Consider the following 21,769-nt stretch of genomic DNA (forward strand, 5'->3'; position numbering starts at 1 on the left):
CCGCGCGACGTCTCAGGCGGCGAGGAACGCCTTGTCGCGGGAGCCGGTCAGCATGTCCAGATCGGTGCGGGCCGCATCCACGGCTTCGCGCAGGATAGCGACGGCATCGCGGATGTTTTCCTCCTTGTGGCCGGCCATGACCTGCATGCGGAAGCGGGCAGCGCCCTTGGCAACGGCCGGATATTCCACGAGGTTCGAGAGAAGGCCGAGCTCCGGGATGCGGCGGCTGACGAGGCGGGCAAGCCCTTCGGAGCCCATCTTCACCGCGACGATGGCGGAGGGATCGCCGTAATATTCGAAACCGGCCTCGCTCAGCGTCTGGCGCAGCAGGTGGACGTTCTTCATCAGCGATGCGCGCAGCCGGGCGCCTTCTTCCGACTGGATGATGTCGAGCGCCTTCAGCACCACCGCGGCCTGCATCGGCGACAGCGCATTGGAGAAGGTCGCCGACGGGCTGTAGAAGCGCAGATATTCCTTCAGCGCCCGGCTGCGGCAGGCGACGAAGCCGCCGTTCGAGGCGAATGTCTTGGAGAAGGAGCCCATCACCAGGTCCACCTTGCCCAGCATGTTCTGCAGGCCGATATGGCCGGTTCCGTCGCCAAGCGCGCCGAAATCATGCGCGACATCGACGACCAGGCGGGCACCGAACTCGTCCGCCAGCGCCTGGAAGCCGGCGATGTCGGGCGTGTCGGAGTCCATCGAGAACAGGCCTTCGGTAACGATCAGGATGCCGTTTTCCGTATCGCGGGCACGGATGGACTCGAGCTTCGACCGGCAATGCTCGAGGTCCAGATGGCGGAACTGGTAGATGTTGCGGGTGGCGGCATTGGCGCCTTCCTGAAGGCAGACATGGGAGAGCGTGTCCATCACGATGTGATCGGCGGAACGCACCAGCCCCTTGATGATGCCATAGCCGGCAGCCCAGCCGGTGGGGTAGAGGATCGCCTCTTCCATCTGCAGGTAATCGGCCAGCCGGCGCTCCAGCGCCACGGAGAGATTGGTGTTGCCGACCAGCGCCGAGGAACCGGCGCTGTGCACGCCATAGGTGCGGATCGTCTCGATCGCCGTTTCCTTGATCGCCGGGTGGGACGACATGCTGAGATAGTCCTGCGAGGCGAAGTTCACGCCCCGGATCGGGTTGCCGCGGTCGTCGGCGGCGGCGCAGACGGTGCCGGGGCCGGCTTCCGTCGAGCGGGAGAAGGGCCAGAGGCCATTGGCGCGGCGGTTGTTCTGCCACGCATAGAAGGCGTCGCCGCGCCTGGCGAGATCCGGCCCGCTCTGGACACGGAAGTCGCGCATGCTGCCCCCGAGCGCGCTGACGGCCTGATTGTTGAAGAGATCCCTGGTCATGATTAACCCCGCTTGCGATTGTTCTTATGGGTGTGCAAGTTTTTGCATGCGGAGATTTCGCCCTCAGGCTTTAAGGGGTGGTTAAATTAGCCTCCATAACTATTCGTATGGATAAATGTACATTACTCGACAAAGTTAGCGGCCCGTTAGCGCCTGCGAATATCCAGATACGCGACCATTAGCATTCAAGGTAAAAGTTCCGGCTACTTTTAGCATTCATTAACCATACAAACCTATTGTTGGCTTCGATAACTTCGTTTGCGCAGGGACGTTGCCATGTCTGTGAATCGTCAGGAACCCCATAGTGCTCGTATCCGGGCGGTCCTTTCAGCCATGGTTGCCGTCCTGGCGATCGGCGGCGGGCCGGCTGCCACGGCAAGGGCCGCGGACCTGGAAGCGCAAGCCGCCCCTTACGAGACCGGCCCCTATGACTGGTCCGGCGCCTATGTGGGTGCGGCTGCAAGCTACAGCTGGGGCAAGGACCGGACCACCGAATACGTGACGGCCACCGGCGCACCCCGCAACATGTTCTTCGACTACGAGCCCAAGGGCAAATCCGGCGGCATCAAGGCCGGTGCGAACATGCAGAAGGGCTCCTTCGTTTTCGGTGCGGAGGCGGATTTCGAGCTCAGCAACCTGCGCGGCACCTTCATCGATACGATCGAGAATCTCGGCCGCGGCGACGACAATTACGACTGGAAGGCCTCGCTGCGCGGGCGTGCCGGCATCGCCCTCGACCGCTTCATGGTCTATGGCACGGGCGGTCTTGCGGCCGCGCGCATCCGCAACGTCTACACGCTGGTGCCGCTGCGGGTCTCCGAACCCATCGAGGATACCCGCTACGGCTGGACCGCCGGGATCGGGGTGGACTACGCTCTCACCGACAATCTGATCGCCGGCCTGGAGTACCGCTACACGCGGTTCAACCGTTACACCAATGTCTCGACGGTTGCCTTCCCCGGCCTTTCCGGCACCCAGGAACCGTCGCTGAACGACATCAGGATCACCCTGAGCTACAAGTTCTGAGATCGGCCTTACCCGCAGAACGGGATTTTTGCAGGCGCCGGTGGTCCCCCCGCGCCTGTTTAACGTATTATCAATTGCGGATGCCTAAAGTTAGCACAGGCAACATTTGTCATGTGAAAATTAACTCGGGCGATGCCGATGACCCTTTCGATCTCGAAGCTGACCAACGCGCTCGACCATGCGGTCGACTGGTTCATTCCCGCCTCCATCGTCGCCGACAAGGACCTGCGCAAGCAGGCGCGGCTGTTCCTCATCAGCCACCTGCTCGGACCCTTCATCGGCAACACGGTGCCGCTGGCCCTCTATCTCTTCGATCCGCAGCCGAGCTGGGACATCGCGGTGCTTTCCGCCTCGATCACCGGTTTCTGGATCTTCCCGCTCGTTCTGCGCGCGATCGGCCATTACCACACGCTGGCGCTGCTCTCGATCCAGAACCTGATGTTCTGCATTCTCTGGAGCTGCTATTTCTACGGCGGGGTGACCTCGCCGACGCTGCCCTGGGTGCTGACCATCCCGCTGCTGGCCTTCTTCTATATCGACGATTCCGTGAAGCTGCGCTATGCGGTGCTGCTGATGTTCGCGCTGAATTCTATCGGCTTCGGGTTGATCTCCTACTACCTGCCGGCGCCGGAACACGGCATTCCGCAGGCCGCGATGCAGGGCCTCGGCATCGTTTCCACCATGGCGGCCGCCGCCTATGTGGCGATGATGGCGGTCTATTATGCCCGCGCCCTTGCCTCCCAGGCGGAACTCGAGGCGGTCGTGCGCCACCAGCGCACCACGGCCCAGCACCTGCGCATCGCCACCCTCGAGGCCGAGCGGGCGAGCAAGGCCAAGGCCGAATTCCTCGCCAAGATGAGCCACGAGCTGCGCACCCCCCTCAATGCGGTGATCGGCTACAGCCAGATGCTGCTCGAGGAGGCGGAGGAAACCGGCGATTTCGAGGATGTGCCCGACATCGAGCGCATCCATGCGGCAGGGGTTCATCTGCTGCGCCTCGTCAACAGCGTGCTTGATCTCTCCAAGATCGAGGCGGGGCACATGGAGCTGTTCGTCGAGACCTTCAGCCTGCGCAGCGTGGTCGATGCGGTCATCGAGGACGTCCGCCCCCATGCGGAGCAAAACGGCAATCGCCTGTCCGTCTCCTTCGATCCGTCGATCCCCACCATCAGGGGCGACCAGATGAAGACCCAGGCGGTGATCGGAAACGTGGTCCGCAATGCCAGCAAGTACACCCACGGCGGCACGGTGGAACTGGTGTGCAGCCCTTCGACCCTGCCGACGGGCGCCGCCGTGCGGATCGAGGTGCGCGATACCGGCATCGGCATCGACGGAAAGGACCTGCCGCACATCTTCGAACGCTTCACCGTGGTGGATGACGAGACCTCGTCCAAGTATGGCGGCACCGGCATCGGCCTCGCCCTGACCCGCGAGCTCTGCCGGATGATGGGCGGTTCGATCCAGGTGGCGAGCACGCTCGGCAAGGGAAGCACATTCACCATCATGCTGCCGCTCGAAATCGCGGCGGAAAAGAACGGGGCGGCGGATGCGGCCTCCGGCGAAACCGAGCGCCTGACGGAAACCGGCAGGCCGAACGACATCATCGAGACACGGCTGAAAGTTGCCTGAGATGCCCAAGATCCTGATTGTTGAAGACAACGAAATGAACCGCGACATGCTGACCCGCCGCCTGCAGCGGCACGGCTTCGAGATCTGCTCGGCCATCGACGGGGCAAGCGGTATCCGCGCGGCAGAAAGCGAAATGCCCGACCTCATCCTGATGGACGTGGCGCTGGGCGAGATGGACGGTTGGGAAGCCACCACCCGCATCAAGGCCAATCCGAAGACGGCCGCCATTCCCGTGATCACGCTGACCGCCCATGCGCTGTCCAGCGATCACCGCAAGAGCCTCGAGGTGGGCTGCGTCGACTTCGATACAAAGCCCGTGGACATGACGAGGCTACTCGGCAAGATCAACAACGCGCTCTCCGCACGGGTCGCGGCCTGAGCACCGGGCAGGGTCCGCACGGATTATCGCGGCCGCTTTGACGGCGGCCGGCACCGCCCGCCGGGCTGCATGGAAAAAGTGCTCCCGACAGGCCAGCGAAGCGAGCCATTAACGGGCCGTTAGTCATGTATAATACACATTACTCCTACAGCTTCACATCCTATTCAGAAATGCGGATATGAGCTTTCCCCCCGGCAGGATGCCGGGCAGCACGGGCATGAAGTCCAGGAATCGCATTCAGTTCTGTGACGGGTATCTCATGCTCAAACTCTCGATTTCGCGGCTCCTCGTCGTCTTTGCCCTCGTGGTGGCTTCCGGCCTCGTTGCCGCGCTCGCGATCCAGAACTACGCGCTCTATCATCTCAAGATCGACAGTCCGCTCTACAACAGCATCGTGCGGCAGAAGGATTTCGTCGCCGATCTCCTGCCCCCGCCGCTTTACATCGTGGAGCCCTATGCCGCGGCCTACGAGGCGCAGTTCCATCCGGAGAAGCGCGACACGGCGCTCAAGCGCATCCTGGAGCTGAAGAAGCTCTACGACGAACGCCGTGCCTACTGGACCGGCAACCTTCTGGACGCGGAGGAGGAGCGGCTCCTGAAGACGAAGCTGATCGCCTCGGCGGATCATTTCTGGGCAGTGCTGCTGAATGAATTCGTGCCGGTCGCGGGCCGTGAATACGAGATCGTCGATCCGGTGCTCGAGAAGCTGGTCAGCACCTATCAGCAGCAGCGCGAGGCCGTCATGGAGCTCAACGGGCTGGCAACGCGGAACCTGCAGCAGAGCGAGGACGCCGCAAGCGCGGATGCCAACAGCCTGAGCCGGCTTGCGATCATCGCCGGCTCGACGGGCGTGCTTCTCTTCCTGGCCGGCGTCGCCTTCCTCAGGGCAAGGGCCATCGCACCGCTTGCGCGGATGACGGAGAAGATGCGCGAACTGGCCGATGGAAAGCTCGATACGGACATTCCCTATGGCCAGCGCCGCGACGAGATCGGGGAGATCTCCCGGGCGCTGCTCGTCTTCCAGAAGGCAGGGCTGGCCAAGCAGGAGATGGAAAGGGAGGCGGAGGAAGCGCTTCTCGCCCGCCGCGCCAAGCGGATTGCCCGCGAGGAGGAGGCGCGCCTGCGCGCGGAGCAGACGCAGGCGGTGGTCGATCAGCTCGGCGCCGGCCTCGAACGCCTGTCCGACTGCAACATCCGCATGACCATCGACGAGCCCTTCTCGCCGGAATTCGAGGCGATCCGCCACAGTTTCAACCGGTCGATCGCCACGTTCCAGCTGACGCTCGAAAGGGTGATGGCCGGCACGCGGGAGATCCGCGAAGGCAGCGCCGAGCTTTCCTCCGCGGCCGGAAACATGGCCCAGCGCACCGAACAGCAGGCGGCCGCGCTCGAGGAGACCGCAGCCGCGCTGGAGCAGATCAACGGCACGATCGCCAACCTGACCGCCAGCACCCAGTCGACGCGCAAGCTGGTCAGCGATGCGCGCGACCGGGCGGGCGCATCCAGCGTCGTCGTCACCGATGCGGTTCAAGCCATGCAGCGGATCGAGACATCCGCCTCCGAGATCGGCAAGATCATCGGCGTGATCGACGAGATTGCCTTCCAGACCAACCTGCTGGCGCTCAATGCCGGCGTCGAGGCAGCCCGCGCCGGCGAAAGCGGCAAGGGCTTCGCCGTGGTGGCGACCGAGGTGCGCGAACTTGCCCAGCGCTCGGCGGCTGCCGCCAAGCAGATCAAGGCGCTCGTCGCCCATTCCGCCCAGGAGGTGAGCGTCGGCGTGAAGCTGGTCGACGAGGCGGGCCGGGCGCTTTCGGAGATCATCGACTTCGTCGGCGACATCGACACGAACGTGGATCACATCGCGACCGGCATCACCGAGCAGGCGGACGGGATTCGCCAGACGACGCAGGCCATTCACGATCTCGACGGAACCACCCAGCAGAATGCCGCCATGGCCGAACAGGCGCTGGCCCTCAGCCAGGCGCTGGCGGATCAGGCCGGCCTGCTTGCGGCGCAGGTGGAGAAGTTCAAGCTCAACCGGCGCAAGGCGATCCGCGAACCGGGCAGCCCCGCCGCGCTGGCCGGCCCCCGCCGGGCGGCCTGACCTTCGGCCTCTTCCAGACGTGAAGAAGCCCCGGTGCCAGCAGCAACCGGGGCTTTTTCCCGTCCGGGAGGACGCGGGTCTTCCGTGGTTCAGGCCCCGCCGGCCGGGGGCACGACCAGCGATTGGCAGGCGCGAAGCGCCCGCACGCAGTGACCGGCCCATTCCAGCGCGCCTTCACGGTTCGCGATGAGGTCCTGGCGGATTTCGATCAGCACCGCCGTCAGCCCGCGCGCCTCGCCATGCACCGGCACGGTGTAATCCTCTTCGGTCTCGATCACATAGGGTTCGTTGACGGCGGAGGGCGCATCCGGACGGTCGAGCGCCGCCACCAGCGCCTGGCCGAAGGCGAGCGAGTGGGAGCAGAGCACCCCCGATGCCCAGGGGCGGCTGAACCCCTTGAAGACGGGCGTGAAGCTGTGCACGCCGATGACGGCCGTCGGCACGCCCTTTTCCCGGCGCCGGTCGAGCAGCGCTCCCACCGCCTCCTGGAAGGGCTGGAAATAGGTCCGGACGCGATAATCCCGTTCCGCCTCGGTCAGGTTCTCGTTTCCCCTGATCGGCGTCGTTTCGCTGACGACGGGAATGGAGGAGCGCGATTGCAGCGGCCGGTTCAGGTCGATCAGCAGGCGCGAAAAACCCGCCATGACCAGCGGCGCGTCCAGCGCCTCCGCCATGGCCAGCGCCATCATCTTGGCGCCGATATCCCAGGCGATATGGGCGGACTGATCCGCCTCCGGAAGCCCGAGCCCCGCATAGCGCGCCGGGATGTGGCGCGAGGCATGCTCGCACAGAAGCACATAGGGCGAGGTGCCCTCGGGATTGAGGACGGTGACCGCCTGCAGGCGCTCGGCGGCCTCTTCCCCCGGGGAAGGAAGGGGAGGGGGCGTCAGGGCGCGGCCGAGCATCAATAGATCTCCGCATAGCGGGCGCAGCGCTCTTCTTCGGAAAGTCCGGCCATCAGGTCCTCTTCCTTGCGCTTCATGCCCGTATAGCTCTCGATCATGAGGGGATCGAACCACGACTTCACGGTGCCGTCGGCATCGAGCGCCGCAAGGCAGGCATCGATGGAGGTGGGCAGGCGGTGAAGGCCGAGCCTCTGGCGTTCCTCCGGGGAAAGCAGATCGGGATCGCCGCTGAAGACGGGGGCGAAGGGCAGGTTTTCCTTCAGGCCCTGCAGGCCGGCGAAGATCAGCACGGCAAGGGCGAGATGGGGCGATGCGGTGCAATCGGCGGCGCGGTATTCCATGTTGAACTGGGCATCCGGCGTCTTGCCGCCCATGGTCACGACCGGGCAGATGCGCAGCGAGGATTCCCGGTCGCGGTCGCCGAGCCAGGTGTAGCTCGAACTCCAGTTGTGCGGCTGGAGACGGATGCCGGAAATGGCACTGCATGCGGTGAAGGCGACCAGTGCCCGCATGTGGCGGACGATGCCGGCGGCAAAGCGTGCGGCGCGATCCGAAAGACCGCCCGGACCGCCCGCGCTGTAGGTGGCGGGCCTGCCGTTTTCGTCGGTGAGGCTCAGATGGATGTGCAAGCCGTTGCCGACGCCGTCCGGCGCGGATTTCGGGCTCATGGTGATCGTCCGCCCATGGGTGCGGGCAACCTCGTTCAGGATCGCCCGCAGCGCGACCGCACGGTCTGCGGCGGCAAGGGCAGCGGCCGGTTTCACGGTCACCTCGAACTGGTGGCCGCCATATTCCGGCAGCAGGTTTTCGGGCCCGAGCCCGGCCTGATCGAGCGCGGTGAAGAGATCCTCGGCAAAGATCTCCATGCCGCGCAGCTTGGCGAGCGAGAAGGGTGCGCCTTCGCCCGCCCCGTCGGTGAACTGGAACTCGTGCTCGAAGCTCGCCGTCACCGAAAGGCCGGTTTCCTTCTTCAGCGCGTCGATGGCCTGGCGGAGGATGGTGCGCGGGCAGGCGGCAAAGGCGGAGCCGTCGAGGTTGACCACATCGCTCATCACGAAATCGAGCGGCGTGGCAGCGCCCTTCGGATGGCAGGTGAAGCGGGCTTGCGGATCGGGCTTCAATCGCAGGTCGCCCGCCGAGCCCCAGGGGTTCGGAAAGGCGATCTCGCCGAAGGGGGTGAGCGAGAAATTCGCCGGCACCCAGCCACAGGTCTTCGTAGTGTCGGCCTCGTAGGCGGCGCGGGAAAGTGCGCGCCCGCGGGTAATCCCGGCATGATCGGTGGTGACGAGCGTGATCAGGGAATGGTCGCTCATGGCTTCAGTGCCTCCAGGCGGGCCAGCACGGTCTCGGTATCGGTGATCCAGCAATAGCCGCCATAGGCGCGCAGCGCCGCATCATGGCGCTCCTGGCTGAGCGTCGCGCAGGCATCGTGGACGAGGGTGACGAGATAGCCCCGGTCCGCCGCATCGCGCACCGCCATGTCGACGCACTGGTCGGTGACGACGCCCGCGATGATCAGGTGGCGGATGCCGAGATTGCGCAGCACGTAATCCACATTGGTGGAGTTGAAGACGCCGGAGGAGGACTTCGGCAGCACGATCTCGTTCTCGATCGGCTCGAGCTCGTCGATCGGCTGGCCGAGCGGATCGCCCTTGGCGACGAAGATGCCCGAAAGCTTGTGATCGAGCGAGATGTCGCGGCCATCGGCCGTCAGCGCCTCGATGATGGTGTGCATCACCTGCACGCCAGCGGCGCGGGCGGCTTCCAGCATCTTCACCTGGTTCGGCACCACGAGGTTCTTCAGGCGCTGGTGGTAATAATGCTCCGCATTGAGCTCCGGATGCTTGGGGTCGAGGTCCGGCAGGCAGAAGATCTTCTGCATGTCGACGAAGAACAGGGCGGTATCGTCGGCCCGGTAGGGCGACTGGCGGGTGATCGGCGCATTCATGACGTCTTGTCCTCGAAGTTTCCGAAAGGTGGGGCCTGGTCGGCATCGCCCCTGGAGGCGGCCTGAAGGCGGGCGCGGAGCGCCTCGATGCTCTCGAGGCGCTGGCGGGATGTCTCCCCGAGGCGGCCCGCAAGAGCGGCAATGACCGCTTCCGTCTGGGCCAGCGCCGGGATCATGGTGTCGAAGGGGGAAATCGTGTCGACGGGGGCGGTGAAGGTGATCGTCGCCCAGTCGGCGATCGGCGATTTCCATTTGTCGGTAAAGAGGATGATGCGGGCCTTGCGGGCGGCCACCTCTGCGGCAAAGGCCACCACATCCGCCTGATAGCGGCGGTAATCATAGACGACCAGCAGGTCCTTCGGGCCGAAATCGGCGGCAAGGTCGATCCGCTCCGAGGAATCGTCGGGCAAAAGGTGGCTGCCGGCGCGCAGCAGAAGCAGGTGGCGGTGAAAGAGGCCCGCCAGGAACCGGCTGAAACGACCGCCGAGAAAATGGATCTTCAGCTTCGGATCGGCGAGAAGCGCCACCGCCTGATCGAAATCGCTCGCCATGATCCCGGTGTCGGCGGTGCCGAGCGTCTGGGCCGATGCCGTGAGGAAGCGCGTGAGATAGCTCTGCTCGCCCGCCTGCGGCGTGCGCTCGCCGAACATCGAGAGCGGCGAATTGAGCGTTGCCTCGACCTCGCCGAGCAGCGCCTCCTGAAAGGCGCCGTAGCTTTCGAAGCCCAGTTTCGCCATCAGCCGCGCAACCGTCGGATCGCTGACGCCGGCACGCTTGGCCAGCCGCGACGCCGTGGTCATCGCCGCGCTCGGATAGTTGGACAGGAGCTCCCGGACGATCTTCCGCTCGGAAGGCGTCAGCGTGGCCTGTGCGTCCTTGAGTTGGTCCTTGATGCTCATGATCCAGTCATCCGACAGGTTCTTGCCGATGTCAACATTCCAACAAAAATAATTGAAAATGGCAAACTGAAAAATGTTTGACATCGCCGTCTTTTCGTCCAATGCTAGGCTCCATGGAAAAACCGGGCCGGCAAACGGCCGCGTCGCCCGTGCCTTCGAGGCCGGGCCGTACGGGGGAACGGACAGGATCATGAGCATGGCGGAGGCAGCGCCCCTCAAGGGGGAAAAGCCGGAAATCGGGCGGCAGGCGGCGGCGGGCGAAGGCCTTGCCGCCCCCCGTTCGCTGGAAAGGGCACGAACCTTCAGGGATGCGGCGGCGCTTGCGGCGCTGGTTCTCGCCGGTGCCGGGCTCGTCTACTTCCTGCTGCCCGGCGGACCGCGCATCGCCACGATGTTCCTCATCTATCTCACGGCGGTGCTGTCGCTCTCGATCTATTCCGGCAACAGCGGCATCACCTCCTTCGGCCATGCGGCCTTTCTCGGGCTCGGGGCCTATGTCTCGGCGATCCTCACCATGCAGCCGGCCGTGCAGGCGTCGGCGCTGCCGCATCTGCCTGAATTCCTGAAGGGCTGGGCGCTCACCTACTGGCCGGCGCTCGTTGCCGTCATCGGCGCGGGCGTGGTCGTCGGGCTGGTGACGGGCGCACCGCTCAGCCGCCTGAACGGCGGCGCGGCGGCGATCTCGACGCTCGCGCTTCTCATCATCGTTCATGTCATCCTGGTCGGCGCGCGGGACTTCACCCGCGGCAGCCAGACCTTCTACGGCGTGCCGCGGCTGACCACCCCGGTCGTCGTCGCGGTGGTGGCGATCGCCGCCGTCTTCGTCGCCCGCTGGTTCCGGGACAGTGCAACAGGCGTGAAGCTCCGCGCCACCCGCGACAATGAAGTGGCGGCGGAAGCCCTCGGCATCAAGGCCTCGCGCGTGCGCTATGGCGGGTGGATCCTCTCCGTCGTGGTCGGCATGGCGGCGGGCTCGCTCTACGGTCATTTCCTCGGCGCCTTCTCGCCCAAGGATTTCTACTTCTCCTTCACCTATCTGCTGGTCGCGATGCTGATCGTCGGCGGCTTCTTCTCGGTCACCGGGGCGGTGGTCGGGACGGCGCTGATCTTCGCCGTGGTGCAGATCCTCCGCCAGGCGGAGGGGCAGTCGAGCTTCCTCGGCCTCTTCCCGCTGCCGCCGCTCTTCGGCCTGACGGAAGTGGGCCTCGGGCTTGCGCTGATGCTCACCATCTGGCGCCGGCCGCTCGGCCTTGCCGGCCTTTCAGAACTCAGCCTGCCCTGGGGCGCGTCGCGCCTTGCGCCGGCACGGACCCGGTCCGTCGCCCCCGCCGCAGCGCCCGGAACGGCGGGCGACCGGCTGGAGATATCGGGCCTTTCCTGCCGCTTCGGCGGGCTGAAGGCGGTGGACGACGTGAGCTTCTCCGTGCGCCCCGGCGAGATCCTCGGCCTCATCGGTCCGAACGGCGCCGGCAAGACCACGCTCGTCAACCTCATCTGCGGCCAGATCGCCGGACAGGCGGGGGCGGTGGTGCTGAACGGCAAGACCGTCAGCGGCCTGCATCCGGCGGCGCGGGCAGACGCCGGTCTTGCCCGCACCTTCCAGAACATCCGCCTGTTCGAACGCATGACGGTGCTGGAAAACATCACCGCGGCCGCCCTTCTGAGAACCGGCAGCCTTGGCGCCGCGCGGGAAAAGGCGATCGCGCTCGCCTCCGAATTCAACCTCCTCGACATCGCCGACCGCATTGCGGGCACGCTGCCCTATGGCTCGCGCCGCCGGCTGGAGATCGCCCGCGCGCTCGCCACGGAGCCGAAATATCTCCTCCTCGACGAGCCAGCCGCCGGCATGAACCCGGCAGAAACCGAGGCGCTGACCGAGGAAATCAAGGCCATCCGCGACCGCTACGGCCTCGGCCTCATCGTCATCGAGCACGACATTCCGCTGATCATGCGGGTGTCCGACCGCATCGTCGTCATCAATCGCGGCGCGAAGATCGCCGAGGGCGATCCGGCGACCGTGCGCAACGATCCGGCCGTCATCGAAGCCTATATCGGCAGCCGCAACAGCCACTGAAAACCAACCATCGAGACAGGACAACAAGGGGAACTGAAAACCATGCCCATGCTCAGGAAAAACACCCGGCGCGCAGCGCTCGCACTTTCGCTTCTCGCATCGACTGCTGGCTTCGCCGCAGCCGAGGATTTCGTGCTCGGCCTCGCGACCGGGCAGACCGGCGGCCTTGCCGCCTATGACCAGCCCTCGCTGGCGGGCCTGAAGCTCGCCATCGACGAGATCAATGCCCGCGGGGGCCTCGGCGGCAAGTATCCCGTGAAGCTCGAGATCAAGGATACCCGCTCCGATACGGCCGCTGCCGTGCAGGCGGCGCAGGAGCTCGTGGACCAGGGCGTCAACGCCATCATCACGCCCTGCGACGCCGACCCCTCGATTGCCGCCGGCCAGATCACGCAAGGGGCGGAAATCCCGACCTTCACCTTCTGCGGCTCGACGCCGACGATCACGTCCGCCGTCGGCGACTTCATGTTCGGCACCTATCCCGCCGACAATGCCCAGGCGCTGGTGCTTGCGGAATTTGCCGCCAAGAAGGGCTACAAGAGCGCCTACGTTCTGAAATCCGCCGACAGCGCCTATACGCTGAAGCTGCCGGAATACTTCGCCACCGCCTTCGAGGCCGCCGGCGGCAAGGTGCTGGAGCAGTCCACCTACACCATGGGCCAGCAGGATTTCGGCGCAGAGGTGACCAAGATCAAGGGCCTGAACCCGCAGCCCGACGTCATCATGACCGCCGCTTACGAGCCCGATTTCCCGGCCTTCATCAAGCAGCTGCGTGCCGCCGGCGTCACCGCGCCCGTGCTGGGCTCCGACGGCATCGATACGCCCACCACGCTCTCCCTCGGCTCGGTCGCCGACGGCCTCGTCCACACCACGGCGGGCTTTGCCGTGCCGGGTTCGAGCCTCGAGGCCTTCAACGCCAAGTACAAGCAGGCGACCGGCAAGGAGCCGGATACCGTCTACATCGCCAACGGCTACGAGATCGGCCTCATTCTCGACGCCGCCGCCAAGGTCGCCGCCTCGCCGCGCGGCCGCGACCTGCGCGATGCCATCGCCAACCTCGAGAATGTCGAGGGCGTGACGGGTCCGATCACCTACAAGGGCACGGCCGGCATGCCGGTCCGCTCCATCTCGCTGGTCGAGGTGAAGGGCGGCGCGCGCAGCCTCGTCGAGGCGGTCGTCCCGGAAGCCGCCAAGGTTCCGGCACCATGACCGCAAGCCCGCTTCTCGACGTGGCGGGGCTGAATGTCCGCTACGGCTATGTCGAGGCGGTCCGCGGCATTTCCTTTTCGGTCGCGCCGGGAGAAATCCTGGCGCTGATCGGGGCGAATGGTGCGGGCAAGACCTCGACGCTGTCGGCACTGTCCGGCCTGACGCCGGCGACGGGGCGCATTGCCTACCGCGGCACGGACATCTCCGGCCTGGGTGCGGAAAAGCGCTCCGGCCTCGGCATTGCGCTCACTCCGGAGGGGCGGCGCGTGTTTCCGAGCCTGACGGTGGCGGAAAACCTGCTGCTCGGCGGGGCCGCCCACAAGGGCAAGCACGATCCGGCTGCAAAGCGGGAGGAAATGCTCTCGCTCTTCCCGATCCTCAAGGAGCGCTACCACCAGCGGGCCGGACTGCTGTCCGGCGGCGAACAGCAGATGCTGGCGATTGCCCGCTCGCTGATGTCGGCGCCCGACCTGCTGCTCCTCGACGAGCCTTCGCTCGGCCTTGCGCCGCAGATCGTCGACCAGGTCTTCGAGCTGATCGTCAAGCTGAACGGCACGGGGCTCACCATCCTGCTCGTCGAGCAGAATGCGTCCCGCGCGCTCGAAATCGCCCATCACGCGCTGGTGCTTGCCAATGGCGCGGTGGCGCTATCGGGCAAGGCCAGCGATCTCCTTGCGTCTCCGGACATCCGGGCCGCCTATCTTTCCGCCTGAACCGTAGCCCGAGGTTTTGAAACCATGGATCTCCTCCTCCAGCATGTCATCAATGCGGTGAGCCTCGGCGGCACCTATGCGCTGCTCTCGCTCGGGCTGGCCATCGTCTTCTCGATCATCGGGCTCATCAATTTCGCCCATGGCGAGCTGATGACGGCGGCCGGCTACACGATCTTCTTCATGCTGGCGGCGGGCGTGAGCCTTCCGCTCGCGATCGTCTTTGCCATTGTCGCCGTGGCGATCCTTGCGATGGGCATCGAACGCGTCGCCTTCCGCCCCATGCGCAAGGCCGACATGACCGGGCTTCTCATCACCTCCTTCGCCATGAGCATGATCCTGCAGGCCTTCTTCCAGAATGCCATCGGTGCAAGGCCACGGGCGGTCGCCATGCCCGAGGCGCTGTCGGGGGTGGTCAATCTCGGTTCGGTCCATCTCGGCATCATCCCGCTGATGTCGATCTCGATAACCGTGGTTGCCCTCGTTGCGCTGAACCTCTTCCTGAAACACACGGTGATGGGCATCACCATGCGCGCGGCGGCAGAGGATATCGACGTCGTCCGCCTGCTCGGGTTGAAGGCGGGCCGCGTCGTTGCCACGAGCTTCGCTGTCTCCGGGGTGCTTGCGGCCACCGCCGCCTTCCTCTGGGTGGCGCAGCGCGGTTCCGTCGATCCGCTGATGGGCTTCGTGCCCGTGCTCAAGGCCTTCGTTGCCACCATCGTCGGCGGCCTCGGCTCGCTGACGGGCGCGGTTGCCGGCGGCATGCTGCTCGGCATCGTGGAGGTGCTCGCCCAGGTCGTCCTGCCGCCGAGCATGGTGGAGTTCCGCGATGCATTCGTGCTCGGCTTCGTCATCCTGCTTCTGCTCGTGCGTCCGCAGGGCCTGCTTCCTGCGCCGACCGGCCGGCGGAGCTGATCTCCTTCCCCTTCGTCTTCAGCCCGCACGGGCGGCGCTGAAGACCGGTCGGGGGGAGGGCCGGGCAAGGCTCGGCAGATAGGCGGCGAGAAAGAGAAGCCAGCCGAGACACATCGATCCGGCTGCCGCCAAAAGCAGCCCCGGCTGACCGGCCGGGTCCGCAAGGAAAAGGCGCAGGAGGGCCGACAGGCTCATCAGGGCGTATCCGGTCCCCAGCCTCGCGCCGATGCGAAGCCGCCCGCCTTCCCGCCGCATCGCCGCACGCGCCATGAAACCGTAGATCATCGTGGCGATCGCGCCAGCGGCCAGCGCGTGCAGCGCCTGATGGGGCAGGATCGGCGTTTCCGGGAGGGCAAGGGTCGTGCCTGCGAGAATGAGCCCGGCCGGCAACCACAGCCAGGAGAGATAGAGGATCATCAGGGCCCCATATCGCCGGGCGATCCGCCAGGGCCAGCCGCAGCAGGCAAGAAGCAGCAGACAGCCGGACAGGGCAAGCGCGGTCCCCGCGAGCCGGTCCTCGCCCGCCGCATGCATGGCCCCGGCGGCCACAAGCACCCCGATCCCCCATGCCGGATGCCCAACGTGGCCGGACGCTGCCCCATCTGCCTTCAGCCAGAAACGGCCGAAGGCCGGGAGGGCCCGGCCGCCGACAAGGGCGATCAGCCCCCCAAGCGCGAAGACCGCGACAACCGGCGGGACCGGCCGTACTGCGGCATCCTCCGGAAGTCCCGCCCATCCGGCCCCCATCAGCGCAAGGAGCGGCAGGACGGCAGCCCGGCGCCATCCGCCCCCTGCCAGGAAGCGGATGAGCGCGGTCGCGCCGACGGCCGCCGCGGGAAGGGCCGCTAGCCAGGCCGGCCCGTCCACGAGACCGAGAAGCCGCGCGAGCGCGACGAGGAACAGAAGGGTGAAGAGCGCACTCGTCCCGGTCCCGAAGCGGGCGGTGCGGGTCCAGCCCGGAAGAGCGGTGAGCAGATAGCCCGTCACGGCAGCCTGCGCCATGCCGCCCAGGAACAGGCCGACATGAAGGCCCGCCGCCTCGCCGCCTTCCGGCGTCCGCAGCCAGACGGCGGAGCCGGCAGCGCCGCAAAGCGCGGCAAGGAGAAACAGGGGCCGGTGCGGCGCTTCGAGGAGCAGGCGCGCAGCCCTCGCAGGCGACAGGCGTCCCTGTGGCGTCGGCCCGCCTGCGTGCCATAGCGGCACCTTGACCCCCGCTTCCGTCGGATCGGCCTTCATCCCGGCTCCTTCCCTGTTTCGCCCCCTTCTTCGCACGGACCTGATGGCCTGTCCTTGCCGGAGGACAAGAAGGGAGGGCACGCCCGATGCCGGTGCTTTCCGGCAGTCCCGCGGCCCGTTCCGCCGGCTCCGCCCCGGTCCGGGCCCCTTGTCCAGCCGATGCCGGACTTCCGGCTGCAGGGTCCGGGACGAAGGTCCGATCCTCCATGAGACTGAAGTCCCGACGGGGGAACAGGTGCGGCTTCCGGAGGGTTGTCGGGGCAGCTTCACGGAAGCTCGAACGATCGGAAATCAGAGGAAAGCCAAGGAGATACACATGAAGATCGCCAGAAGCGCTGCACTGGCTGCAGCACTCATCGCCGGCACGGCTCTTTCGGCCTACGCCCAGTCCAGCAGCACCGTAGGCACCGGTGGTTCCACCGCCGGTGGCGGCACGTCCAGCAGCACGATCGGCACCGGCGGTTCGTCGTCGGGTTCGGCCTGCGCCGACGGCGCCACCAATTGCGATTCCGGTTCTGCATCCACCATCGGCACCGGCGGCTCGTCCGCAGGCGGCGGCACCTCGAGCAGCACCGTCGGTACGGGCGGCTCGGCCGCGGGCTCGGGTGACGGCAGCTCGTCTTCGACCATCGGCACCGGCGGTTCTTCGGCCGGCGGCGGAACCTCCAGCAGCACGGTCGGCACCGGCGGGTCGTCCGCAGGCTCGGGCGATGGCAGCTCTTCCTCGACGGTGGGAACGGGTGGTTCTTCGGCCGGCTCGGGTGACGACAGCGGCTCGTCTTCCACGGTCGGCACCGGCGGTTCCACCGCTGGCGACGGCAACTCGGCAAGCACCACCGGCACCGCCAACAGCGCAGCCGGCGCCGCCCAGGATGACGTGAGCAACAAGAAGTGCCCTCCGGGACAGTCCAAGAAGAAGAACGGTTCCTGCAAGTAACACCCCCGGCCGGCCACTGCCCGTGGCCGGCCTCTCCGGAGGACCCGACATGAATTCGGCACCCAAGATCTACAGACCCGCATCGGCACTCGTGCTGACGCTTGCGCTTGCGCTTGCCGCCGCCGGCGCTGCCGTCGCGGAGGAAACGGAAACGCTCGAGGATGGCACCCGCTGCACGGTGATGGAAAGCGAGAATTCCGCCGGTCCGGGATTGTCCTCCCGGGTGACGGCGGGCGGCGGCCAGGTCAGTGCATCGACCACCACCGGCGGGGGAACCCATTCGGCCACATCGAGCTCCGGCTCCTCGGCCTCGGCGGGCTCCAGCAGCACGTCCGGCACCGCGGACGCCAAGGCCGTCTCGTCGACAAGCACCACCCGCCCCGATGGTTCGGTGGTGACGCGCAGCTCCGATGGCACATGCGTCATCACCAGGCCCGCCCGATAAGGAGACACGACATGAAGATCACTCTGCTCGCCGCAGGACTTGCGGCCTTCACGCTTGCCGCGCCCCTCGCGGCTGAGGCACAGGATTGCAACGCGGCCGGTACCGTCGGCACGGGCGGCACCGCCAGCGCCGGTGGCACCTCGGCAACGACGCTCGGCACGGCAGGTGCCTGTGCCACCGATGACGGCACCAATGCCTCCATAGCCTCCGGCGGCAGCGCCGCGGCTGTCGACGGCAAGGCCAGGACGCAGACCAAGGTCAACGAGAACCCGAACCAGCTGAAGGCCCAGTCCAAGGCACAGGCCATGGATCAGGGCACCTTCAGCAAGTCGAAGACCAAGACCCGGGTCAAGGACGGCGCGCTGGAAAGCAACACCCGCACCATGTCCCACGTGCCGGGCCAGAAGCCCATCATCAACACCACCGAAAGCGGCACGACCCTTCCGCAGCCGTAAGGCCGCGGGACAAGGGGAGGGGTGCGGGTTTAACGGATCACCTGCGCCCCTCTCCCCCGTTTCCGTTCCTGCTCCCGGCAGCATCGCGCCCGGCCCTCCCCCCGTACCCGCCTCGAGGGACAGGCGGTCGGACCCTCCTTACACAAGCTTCGCTCCGCTGTAGGGCGGCCACACATGGCGCATTTGTCGCATTGCGACGGCCAGTGGTTGCATTTCTCCGGTAGCCCTATCATGCTTGTTTCGGATATCTAATGATCCGCGAAGCATCGATGGACGCGCAGAAGGGCTGGGAATGGGGACTTGGGCTCGGCTTGCGGCGGGGGCTGCCATCATTGCGGGAAGCATGATTCTCGCGGGTGGGCTGGAATATGTGGGGCAACTGAAGACCCGGGCGGACCTGCGTGCCGTCGCGGACCGCATCGAGCAGCGCATCGTCAGCCAGACGCAGGTGCTCGCGTCGCTGCGCGCGCTTCTGGTCGCCGACAACCTCCAATACGATCTTGCGCAGGTGCGCCAGTATCTCGCCCTCGTCTCGGGCGACGGGCTCGTCTCGGGCATGCAGGGCATCGGCATTGCCGTGCGGCAGGAGAGCGCGAAAACCGAATATGCCCTCGGCCGGCTCCGGGAATTCTACGGCGCGAGCCAGCGCATCTGGCCCGAAACCGATCAGCCGGAGCGCTACCCCATCGTGCTGCTTGAGCCTCCCGACCCCCGCAATCGTGCGGCCTTCGGCTATGACATGTATTCGGAACCGGTGCGGCGGGATGCCATCGACCGTGCCGTGCGGTCCGGAAAATCGGCGGCCACCGCCCCTGTCAAGCTGATGCAGGAAATCACGCCGGACAAGCAGGTGGGCTTCCTCATCTACACGCCCGTCAGGCTCGGGGGGGAGGGCAAGGCCTATGGTGTCGTCTACGCCCCCTACCGGGTAGGCGACTTCATGCGCGAGGTCCTGTCCAAGCCGACGGATCTCGGCGTCGCGGTCCGGGTGACGGACAAGGCGACCGGAACGCTGATGCTCGATGCGGATCCGCATTTCCGGGCCGCGCTGGAAAGCTTTCCGATCCATGTGGCGGACCGGGAGTGGGAGGTGGGCCTTGCCTTCCGCGAAAGGCCTTCCCCCTGGCGGGGCTCGCTGGCGGTCATCGCCGCGGGGCTGCTCGTGGCCTATCTCACCCATCGCCTGCTTCTCCAGAAGGAGCGCCGCATGGAAGCCGAGCGGAGCGCGCTGCACGAGCGCGAGAAGGCCGCGGAGCTGCGCGCTCTGCTGCTGGACGAATCCCGCCATCGCCTGAAGAACGTCATTGCCCGGATGTCGGCCATCGCCCGGATGTCGGCGCGCCAGACCGGATCCAAGGAAGAATTCGAGGCGGCGCTGCAGCGCCAGCTGATCGCGCTGGCCGCCGCGCAGAGCGTGCTCGACACCGGCAAGACCAATGGCGCCAGCCTGCGGGACCTCATTCTGGCCGAACTTTCCTCCATCGGGGGCCGCCAGGATCACGTCACGCTCGAAGGGCCGCACGCGCGGCTGACGGAAAACGAGGCGCAGGCCGTGGGTCTGGTGATCCACGAACTTCTCACCAACGCGCTGAAATACGGCGCCCTTTCGCTGAACCCGTCGGGAAGCCTCCATATCCGGTGGACCTGTGCGGACCGCCTTACGGTGGAATGGCTGGAAGAGGGCGTCTTCACCTTCAACGAGGAAGCCGCCGGCTTCGGGACGAAGCTGCTCGACACGGTGATCGTTCGCCAGTTGCGCGGCGAATACCGCCGCGAGGTCGGCTCCGGCCTCTTCCGTCAGACGATTGCCTGGAAGCCGGCGAGCCCCCAGGCGTCCGGGTGAGGTTTCCCCGGCCGCTCAGCAGTCGCGCATGGAGCGGGCAATCCCCTGCAGGGCGGCAAAGTGTCCGTAGCGGGCCGCATGCAGCGCGGCGATCTCTCCGCCCGCTGGCTCGAAGACCCGCTCCGCACGGCTGAGCGCGGCCATGGCCGCGCCGATATCGGCAAAAAGACCTGCCGCCGCAGCGCCCAGGATCGCCGACCCCAGTAGCACCGGCTCCGCGCAGACGGTCGCCACCACAGGCTTTCCGCTGGCGTCGGCAAGGATCTGCCGCACGAGATCGTTCTGCCCCGCACCGCCGCTGATGACGATGCGCCGGACCGACGCGCCGGCGCTATCCTGCGTCTCGATGATCTGCCGCAACCCGTAGCCGATGCCGCAGAGGCCCGCCACGTAGAGCGCGAGGAGGCTGTCGAGGTCGCGCTCCATGCCGAGCCCGGCAATCACCGCCCGCGCATGGGGATCGGCGAAGGGCGCCCGGTTGCCGAGAAATTCCGGCACGACCTGCAGGCCGCGCGCAAGCCTCGCGGCGTCCGATGCGTCGGGGCAGCGCGCAAGGACGGCCGAGGCAAGGAAGGCCGGCAGGCCTGTGCCGCCGTCCCGCGCCCGCGCGGCCGCCTCGGCGGCGGCCGGGTGAAAGGCCAGAAGCTGGTCGATCGCGGCACCGGCCGCGCTTTGCCCGCCCTCGTTCAGCCAGAGGCCGGGCACCATGGCGGAGAAATAGGGACCCCAGACGCCGGGCACGAAGACGGGCGCTTCCGTCGACGTCATGGTGCAGGAGGAGGTGCCGAAGACATAGCCGAGATTGTCCGTCGGCGTCCCGCCGATGCCGACCGTGCCGATGCCGCCCGCATGGGCGTCGATCATGCCGGCGCCGACGGCGATCCCGGCGCGAAGACCCATGGCCGCCGCCGCCTCCGGCGTCAGCCCCGCGCCGAGTGGCGTTCCCGGCTCGACGATGCGGGTGCCGATGCGCGCAAAGCCCTCGTCCGCCAGCGAACCGAGCCCGATCTGGTGGAAATAGCCGGGGTCCCAGCGACGCTCGTGGGCAAGATAGGTCCACTTGCAGGTCACGGTACAGGTCGAGCGGGCCAGATCGCCCGTCGCCTTCCAGGTGAGGAAATCGGCGAGATCGAAAAACTGCCAGGCCGCCGCGAAGACCGCCGGCCGGTGTTCCTTCAGCCAGAGCAGCTTCGGCGTCTCCATTTCGGGCGAGATGCGGCCGCCGACATAGTCCAGCACGGCATGGCCGAAGCCGTTGATCCGCTCCGCCTGCTCCACCGCGCGGTGATCCATCCACACCACGATGTCGCGGGCGGGATCCTCCGACGGGCCGACGGGAAGCGACGTGCCGCCCGGGCCCAGCACCACCAGCGAGCAGGTGGCGTCGAAGCCGATGCCGGCCACCGCATCCGGCGAAACCGCGGCTTTCGCCACGGCGGCCCGCACCGTGGCACAGACCGCCTGCCAGATCTCCGCGCTCGACTGCTCGACGATGCCGCCCGCTTCCCGGAAAAGGCCGATGTCCTGCTTCGCGACCGCGAGCATGCGCCCGCTCATGTCGAAAAGGCCGGCGCGGGCGCTGCCGGTGCCGACGTCGACACCGATCAGGTAGGGGCCGTTGTCAGAAGTCCTGGGGATGTCGGATGGCATCGGTCGGAGGTCCATGCTGGCGGGCTCGGAAACAGGCGGCGCGCGCGCCCGCCTG

The 21,769-nt window shown here is 66.7% G+C and carries 19 protein-coding genes; 12 read left to right on the top strand and 7 right to left on the bottom strand.

The features are described 5' to 3' along the window. Positions 1-12: 12 nt before the first annotated feature. Positions 13-1,350, bottom strand: coding sequence for an aminotransferase class I/II-fold pyridoxal phosphate-dependent enzyme (locus GGR23_RS16550; protein ID WP_210296998.1), 1,338 nt, complete (start codon positions 1,348-1,350; stop codon positions 13-15). Between the two features lie 276 nt (positions 1,351-1,626). Between GGR23_RS16550 and GGR23_RS16555 the strand changes: the two genes are divergently transcribed. The 4 genes from GGR23_RS16555 (at position 1,627) to GGR23_RS16570 (ending at position 6,488) form a co-directional block, all read left to right on the top strand. Then, positions 1,627-2,376, top strand: a complete 750-nt coding sequence (locus GGR23_RS16555; RefSeq protein WP_183367416.1) for an outer membrane protein — start codon at positions 1,627-1,629, stop codon at positions 2,374-2,376. 138 nt (positions 2,377-2,514) lie between these two features. Beyond that, positions 2,515-4,005 (top strand): sensor histidine kinase, encoded by a 1,491-nt coding sequence (locus GGR23_RS16560; RefSeq protein ID WP_183367417.1) that lies wholly within the window; start codon positions 2,515-2,517, stop codon positions 4,003-4,005. Position 4,006: 1 nt separating this feature from the next. Continuing rightward, positions 4,007-4,384, top strand: coding sequence for a response regulator (locus GGR23_RS16565; protein WP_183367418.1), 378 nt, complete (start codon positions 4,007-4,009; stop codon positions 4,382-4,384). Between the two features lie 259 nt (positions 4,385-4,643). Then, the gene (locus tag GGR23_RS16570) at positions 4,644-6,488 is read left to right on the top strand and encodes a methyl-accepting chemotaxis protein (RefSeq protein ID WP_183367419.1); all 1,845 of its coding nucleotides are present in this window, start codon (positions 4,644-4,646) and stop codon (positions 6,486-6,488) included. A gap of 89 nt (positions 6,489-6,577) precedes the next feature. On the opposite strand, the gene GGR23_RS16575 is transcribed toward GGR23_RS16570, so the two are convergent. From GGR23_RS16575 to GGR23_RS16590, 4 genes are read right to left on the bottom strand one after another with little or no spacing between them, the layout of a single operon-like run. Further along, on the bottom strand, positions 6,578-7,393 hold the full coding sequence (locus GGR23_RS16575; RefSeq protein ID WP_183367420.1) for an N-formylglutamate amidohydrolase: 816 nt from the start codon (positions 7,391-7,393) through the stop codon (positions 6,578-6,580). Next, positions 7,393-8,706: a type I glutamate--ammonia ligase gene (locus GGR23_RS16580; RefSeq protein ID WP_183367421.1), complete on the bottom strand. Its 1,314-nt coding sequence runs from the start codon at positions 8,704-8,706 to the stop codon at positions 7,393-7,395. The genes GGR23_RS16575 and GGR23_RS16580 overlap by 1 nt, the downstream gene beginning before the upstream one ends. After that, entirely contained in the window at positions 8,703-9,341 is a 639-nt protein-coding gene (locus GGR23_RS16585) for a cysteine hydrolase family protein (protein ID WP_183367422.1), read from the bottom strand. Before GGR23_RS16585 ends, GGR23_RS16580 begins: the two co-directional genes overlap by 4 nt. Beyond that, entirely contained in the window at positions 9,338-10,240 is a 903-nt protein-coding gene (locus GGR23_RS16590; protein ID WP_183367423.1) for a MurR/RpiR family transcriptional regulator, read from the bottom strand. The genes GGR23_RS16585 and GGR23_RS16590 overlap by 4 nt, the downstream gene beginning before the upstream one ends. A 190-nt stretch (positions 10,241-10,430) precedes the next feature. Here GGR23_RS16590 and GGR23_RS16595 point away from each other — a divergent pair, with 190 nt between their 5' ends. The 4 genes from GGR23_RS16595 to GGR23_RS16610 are packed head-to-tail and all read left to right on the top strand — an operon-like array spanning position 10,431 to position 15,148. Continuing rightward, positions 10,431-12,314, top strand: a complete 1,884-nt coding sequence (locus GGR23_RS16595) for a branched-chain amino acid ABC transporter ATP-binding protein/permease (RefSeq protein WP_246365657.1) — start codon at positions 10,431-10,433, stop codon at positions 12,312-12,314. Positions 12,315-12,362: 48 nt separating this feature from the next. Next, positions 12,363-13,523, top strand: a complete 1,161-nt coding sequence (locus tag GGR23_RS16600; protein WP_183367424.1) for an ABC transporter substrate-binding protein — start codon at positions 12,363-12,365, stop codon at positions 13,521-13,523. Then, entirely contained in the window at positions 13,520-14,236 is a 717-nt protein-coding gene (locus tag GGR23_RS16605; protein WP_183367425.1) for an ABC transporter ATP-binding protein, read from the top strand. The genes GGR23_RS16600 and GGR23_RS16605 overlap by 4 nt, the downstream gene beginning before the upstream one ends. A 24-nt stretch (positions 14,237-14,260) precedes the next feature. Then, positions 14,261-15,148, top strand: a complete 888-nt coding sequence (locus GGR23_RS16610) for a branched-chain amino acid ABC transporter permease (RefSeq protein ID WP_183367426.1) — start codon at positions 14,261-14,263, stop codon at positions 15,146-15,148. A gap of 18 nt (positions 15,149-15,166) precedes the next feature. Here GGR23_RS16610 and GGR23_RS16615 read toward each other — a convergent pair whose 3' ends face one another. Next, positions 15,167-16,384, bottom strand: a complete 1,218-nt coding sequence (locus tag GGR23_RS16615) for an NnrS family protein (protein WP_183367427.1) — start codon at positions 16,382-16,384, stop codon at positions 15,167-15,169. Between the two features lie 316 nt (positions 16,385-16,700). Between GGR23_RS16615 and GGR23_RS16620 the strand changes: the two genes are divergently transcribed. The 4 genes from GGR23_RS16620 to GGR23_RS16635 all read left to right on the top strand — a co-directional run bounded on the left by GGR23_RS16620 (position 16,701) and on the right by GGR23_RS16635 (position 20,064). After that, positions 16,701-17,321, top strand: a complete 621-nt coding sequence (locus GGR23_RS16620) for a hypothetical protein (RefSeq protein ID WP_183367428.1) — start codon at positions 16,701-16,703, stop codon at positions 17,319-17,321. A gap of 49 nt (positions 17,322-17,370) precedes the next feature. Continuing rightward, a complete protein-coding gene (locus GGR23_RS23250; protein ID WP_246365660.1) occupies positions 17,371-17,766 on the top strand; it encodes a hypothetical protein in 396 nt (131 codons plus the stop codon). An 11-nt stretch (positions 17,767-17,777) separates the two neighbouring features. After that, on the top strand, positions 17,778-18,221 hold the full coding sequence (locus GGR23_RS16630; protein WP_183367430.1) for a hypothetical protein: 444 nt from the start codon (positions 17,778-17,780) through the stop codon (positions 18,219-18,221). Positions 18,222-18,513: 292 nt separating this feature from the next. Beyond that, positions 18,514-20,064, top strand: a complete 1,551-nt coding sequence (locus tag GGR23_RS16635) for a CHASE domain-containing protein (RefSeq protein ID WP_183367431.1) — start codon at positions 18,514-18,516, stop codon at positions 20,062-20,064. Between the two features lie 15 nt (positions 20,065-20,079). On the opposite strand, the gene GGR23_RS16640 is transcribed toward GGR23_RS16635, so the two are convergent. Then, positions 20,080-21,714 carry an FGGY-family carbohydrate kinase gene (locus GGR23_RS16640; RefSeq protein WP_183367456.1) on the bottom strand — a complete coding sequence of 545 codons (1,635 nt, stop codon included), beginning with the start codon at positions 21,712-21,714 and terminating at the stop codon, positions 20,080-20,082. Positions 21,715-21,769 lie beyond the last annotated feature (55 nt).

Source organism: Gellertiella hungarica (genome assembly GCF_014197145.1).
In the GTDB taxonomy this organism is placed as follows: domain Bacteria; phylum Pseudomonadota; class Alphaproteobacteria; order Rhizobiales; family Rhizobiaceae; genus Gellertiella; species Gellertiella hungarica.

Excerpts from the sequence above, each read along its gene's own strand:
- GGR23_RS16550 (WP_210296998.1), bottom strand. The coding sequence starts at position 1,350 with ATGACCAGGGATCTCTTCAACAATCAGGCCGTCAGCGCGCTCGGGGGC.
- GGR23_RS16555 (WP_183367416.1), top strand. The coding sequence starts at position 1,627 with ATGTCTGTGAATCGTCAGGAACCCCATAGTGCTCGTATCCGGGCGGTC.
- GGR23_RS16560 (WP_183367417.1), top strand. The coding sequence starts at position 2,515 with ATGACCCTTTCGATCTCGAAGCTGACCAACGCGCTCGACCATGCGGTC.
- GGR23_RS16565 (WP_183367418.1), top strand. The coding sequence starts at position 4,007 with ATGCCCAAGATCCTGATTGTTGAAGACAACGAAATGAACCGCGACATG.
- GGR23_RS16570 (WP_183367419.1), top strand. The coding sequence starts at position 4,644 with ATGCTCAAACTCTCGATTTCGCGGCTCCTCGTCGTCTTTGCCCTCGTG.
- GGR23_RS16575 (WP_183367420.1), bottom strand. The coding sequence starts at position 7,393 with ATGCTCGGCCGCGCCCTGACGCCCCCTCCCCTTCCTTCCCCGGGGGAA.
- GGR23_RS16580 (WP_183367421.1), bottom strand. The coding sequence starts at position 8,706 with ATGAGCGACCATTCCCTGATCACGCTCGTCACCACCGATCATGCCGGG.
- GGR23_RS16585 (WP_183367422.1), bottom strand. The coding sequence starts at position 9,341 with ATGAATGCGCCGATCACCCGCCAGTCGCCCTACCGGGCCGACGATACC.
- GGR23_RS16590 (WP_183367423.1), bottom strand. The coding sequence starts at position 10,240 with ATGAGCATCAAGGACCAACTCAAGGACGCACAGGCCACGCTGACGCCT.
- GGR23_RS16595 (WP_246365657.1), top strand. The coding sequence starts at position 10,431 with ATGAGCATGGCGGAGGCAGCGCCCCTCAAGGGGGAAAAGCCGGAAATC.
- GGR23_RS16600 (WP_183367424.1), top strand. The coding sequence starts at position 12,363 with ATGCTCAGGAAAAACACCCGGCGCGCAGCGCTCGCACTTTCGCTTCTC.
- GGR23_RS16605 (WP_183367425.1), top strand. The coding sequence starts at position 13,520 with ATGACCGCAAGCCCGCTTCTCGACGTGGCGGGGCTGAATGTCCGCTAC.
- GGR23_RS16610 (WP_183367426.1), top strand. The coding sequence starts at position 14,261 with ATGGATCTCCTCCTCCAGCATGTCATCAATGCGGTGAGCCTCGGCGGC.
- GGR23_RS16615 (WP_183367427.1), bottom strand. The coding sequence starts at position 16,384 with ATGAAGGCCGATCCGACGGAAGCGGGGGTCAAGGTGCCGCTATGGCAC.
- GGR23_RS16620 (WP_183367428.1), top strand. The coding sequence starts at position 16,701 with ATGAAGATCGCCAGAAGCGCTGCACTGGCTGCAGCACTCATCGCCGGC.
- GGR23_RS23250 (WP_246365660.1), top strand. The coding sequence starts at position 17,371 with ATGAATTCGGCACCCAAGATCTACAGACCCGCATCGGCACTCGTGCTG.
- GGR23_RS16630 (WP_183367430.1), top strand. The coding sequence starts at position 17,778 with ATGAAGATCACTCTGCTCGCCGCAGGACTTGCGGCCTTCACGCTTGCC.
- GGR23_RS16635 (WP_183367431.1), top strand. The coding sequence starts at position 18,514 with ATGGGGACTTGGGCTCGGCTTGCGGCGGGGGCTGCCATCATTGCGGGA.
- GGR23_RS16640 (WP_183367456.1), bottom strand. The coding sequence starts at position 21,714 with ATGCCATCCGACATCCCCAGGACTTCTGACAACGGCCCCTACCTGATC.